Genomic DNA, 3,443 nt, shown 5'->3' with positions numbered 1-3,443 from the left:
GTGGACTGGGTGGACGAGGGCGCGCATTCGCTGACCTTCACGCGCCGCTATCGCAGCGGTGCTTCGCTCGTCACGGGCCTGGGCACGTGGTCGCATCCGTGGTCGGCGACCTTCTCGCGGTCGGGTGCCCAAGCTTGGGTGACGCTGCCCTCGGGGCATCGGGCGATCTTTCGCCGGACCTCGGAGACGGCGCCCTGGATCTCCCAGGACCAGCGCGATCGCCTCATCGGGACGACGTCGGGTCCGATGTACGAGCAGGCGTCGGACGAATCGCGCTGGCAGTTCGATGCGGCCGGGCGCCTGCTGCACGTGACGCAGCGCAATGGCTGGAGAACGACGCTCGCGTACGACGCTCAGGGCCTCTTGATCGGCGTCACGAATGCGTTCGGGCGCAGCCTCGCATTCAGCCGTGACGCAGGAGGCCGCATCGCCGCCGTCACCTTCCCCGACGGCAGCGTCGTCGCCTACGCGCACGATGCTGTCGGCCGGCTCGTGCAGGCACACCATCCCGACGGCACAACACGCCGCTACGAGCATCAGCTTGCGACGCGGCCGAATGCGCTGACCGGCGTCTACAGCGGTACAACTTCGATTCGCTCGTACGCCTACGATGCAGCCGGCCGCGCCGTCACCATGCACGAGCCCGGCGGCGCGGGCACCACGACCGTGAACTACCCGCTCGCGTCCACGCGCGGCATGCTCGTCGCCGGCTCCACCATCGACCCCGCCATCTACCGCGTGAGCGTGCAGATCACCAATGCGCTGGGCGTGCCCGTCACGCAGACCTGGTTCGGCGGCAATGGCCGGGTGCAGCTGGCAGGCGCCGACAGCGCGGTGGGCGGATCGGTCGCCATTCGCAGCCAGGGCGAGCTGGGCCTGCCGACCTCGGACCTCGATCACCTGGGCGTGCGCACGCAATACGCGTGGGACGCGGCGCGGCAGCTTCGCACCGGCACGACCGAGGCGGCGGGTCTGCCCGAGCAGCGCAGCGTGCAGACGGAGTGGCACCCCACGATGCGCCTGCCGGTGCGAATCACCGAGCCCGGCCGAACGACGGAAATCGAATACGACGTGCTCGGCAACGTCTTGCGGCACACGCAGATCGACCTCGCGACGGGCGCGCGGCGCAGCCGCTCCTGGACCTACACGCCGCAGGGCCTCGTCGCATCGATGACCGACCCCCTGGGCCGCACCTGGGCGTATGAATACGACGCCTCCGGCAACCGGATCGCCGAAAAAAATCCGCTCGGCGAAGAGACACGCTCCACGTTCGATGGGGCGGGGCGCCTGCTGACGCAGACCTTGGCCAATGGCCTCGTCACGCGCTTCGACTACGACGCGCGCGGCCGCCTGCTGTCGCGCACGGCCGCAGGCGAGGTCACGGCGTACGCGTACACCGCCACCGGCCGCATCGCCAGCGTCACCTTGCCCTTCGGCTACCGCGTGGCCTACAGCTACGACCCGAACGACCGGCTCGTCGGCGCCCAGGACAGTGCGGGCGCGACCCTCGCGTACACGCTCGACGCGGCGGGCCACCGGATTCGCGAAGAGGTGCGCGATGCGAGCGGCGCCATCGCGCGCGTGACGGGCAGCGTCATCGACGCGCTGAACCGTGTATCCGCGGTCACAGGCGCATCGGGCCAGGCGACGCAGCTCGGCTACGACCTCAACGGCGAATGGGTGGCCCACACCGATCCGCTCAACCAGACCACGCGCCAGAACCTCGACGCGCTGCGCCGCGTCACCGCCACCACCTTCGCGGACAACGAAAGCGCGTCGCAGGCGTGGACCCCGCTCGATAGCCTCACCCAGGTCGTCGACCCCAAGGGCGTGCGCACGCAGTACGCGACCAATGCCTTCGGCGAAGTCACGAGCGAGACCAGTTCCGACATCGGAACGATCCGCTTCGATCGCGACGCGGCGGGCGACGTGATCCGCATCGAAGACGCCAAGGGTCAGGTCACGCAGATCGAACGCGACGCGCTCGGACGCGAGACGCGGATCGAATACGCGAGCGACCACGCAGCCACGCTGCACTACGACGCCTCGGGCGCGGTCTCGCGCGTCGAGGACAACTCGGGCGTCACGGTCCTGGAGCGCGACCTGCAAGGCCGCGTCACCGTCAAGACGCAGGACGTCCACGACAACCCCGCATCGCCCAGCCGGTTCCGCATCGCGTACTCGTATGCTGGCGGCGAACTTGCCGGCATGGTCTACCCGAGCGGATTGAAGATCGCCTATCGCCGCGTCGATGGCCGCATCACGGGGATCGACGCGCAGCCGCCCGGCGGCAGCCTGCTCAAGCCGGCGGCGGTGCTGCCCCTCGTGAGCGATCTCGCCCACACCGCGCTCGGCCAGCCCCGCGCATGGCGCTGGTTCAATGGCGACGTCGCCTCGCGCGCCTTCGATGCCGACGGACGCATGACCTCGAATGAGGTCGCGAGCTATGTCTACGACGCCGCGGGCCGCATGACCGGTATCACGCAGCAGCTCTGGGCGGCCGACACGGTGGGCGCGCGCTTCACGACCCCGCTGACGTGGCAGATCGGCTACGACCGTCGCAACCGCGTCACGAGTTTCGTGCGCGACGGCGCGCAGACGACCTACAGCTACGACCCGAACAGCAATCGGCTCACCGCCGTGGACATCGTGCGCGGCGACACGGATCTCGATGGCGCCTACGAGTCGTCGGACTTCATGCTGTCGACCCAGCGAAACCTGAAGATCGAGGGCACGAGCAATCGGCTCCTCGGCTTCGCGCAAACGGTCACGCGAACGGAGGGCGCCACCAGGAAGGTCGCCACGAGCCAGGTCAGCTACGCAGTGGATGCGAACGGCAGCCTGATCGCGGACGGCCTGCGCGACTTCGACTACGACGCGGCGAACCGGCTTTCGAAGGTGCGCCTCACGAAGGACGGGGAAGCGGCCTCGGTCAGCTACCTGCACAACGCCTTCGGCCAGCGCGTCTTCAAAGGCGAGATGCGCGCCGAGCAGACTCTGCCGACCGCCGACAATCTCGGCGACGACTTCATCACCTGGCTGAAGTCCCGCTTCGGCTGGCTGTTCAAACAGGCGGCGGCGAACTCGAGCATCGGCACCGCGTACATGTACGGCGATGGTGCGATCCCGTCATGGGCCGTGGTCGGCTCCTACGACAACGGCAGTGCGACGGGCGTGGGGCGCAACGAGTACATCTGGCTGCCTGTTGGCGAGGGCCATGCGATTCCGGTCGCCGTCTACCGCAACGGCCATTTCTTCGCGATCCATACCGATCACCTCGGCACGCCGAGGCTGATGACGAACGTGGAGAAGACGCCGGTGTGGCAGTGGCCCTATTCGGCGTTCGGGGACAACAAGCCGACAGGCATCCTGGCCGCGACGCCGAATCCGCAGGTGGCGCTGACGAATCGGCCGCTGCTGCTGAAGACGACGAGTCCGAGGCA

Annotated in this window: 1 protein-coding gene; it reads left to right on the top strand. The window is 68.6% G+C overall.

What is annotated here, in order from left to right:
• On the top strand, positions 1-3,443 hold a 3,443-nt coding region (locus AB7E83_RS28035; protein WP_428574812.1), incomplete at both ends, for a hypothetical protein.

The organism is Ramlibacter sp., assembly GCF_050250995.1.
Classification (GTDB): Bacteria; Pseudomonadota; Gammaproteobacteria; order Burkholderiales; family Burkholderiaceae_C; genus Ramlibacter.
The sequence above is the reverse complement of the archived record's forward strand: the minus strand, read 5'-3'. Positions and strand labels throughout refer to the sequence as shown.